General features: G+C 34.9%; 1 protein-coding gene. It reads right to left on the bottom strand.

The window, feature by feature from the left end; translation table 11 throughout:
• On the bottom strand, window positions 1–235 hold a 235-nt coding region (locus tag SCA31_RS25555; RefSeq protein WP_410699723.1), incomplete at both ends, for a hypothetical protein.

Genomic DNA, 235 nt, shown 5'->3' with positions numbered 1-235 from the left:
GTTACTGTCATTAGGTTTAATGATGTGATATTTGTTGGTTTCAAAAACATTTTTGCTGATGTTATTTTTGATTCCAAATGGACTGAAATCTACTCTCAAATCATCAATATAACTGGAGTTTCCTAAGTTTGCGACAAGCATTGAAGGGATTCTCCATCCATTCGGACACGGGTCAAATGAAGATTTGTCTCTGTAAGGATTTGCGTTGTTGTCATCATTGTAATTGCTTACAGAA

Source organism: Chryseobacterium sp. SIMBA_028 (assembly GCF_046535285.1).
Classification (GTDB): Bacteria; Bacteroidota; Bacteroidia; order Flavobacteriales; family Weeksellaceae; genus Chryseobacterium.
Note: the sequence above shows the minus strand (reverse complement) of the source record. Positions and strands in the feature narration are given on the sequence as shown.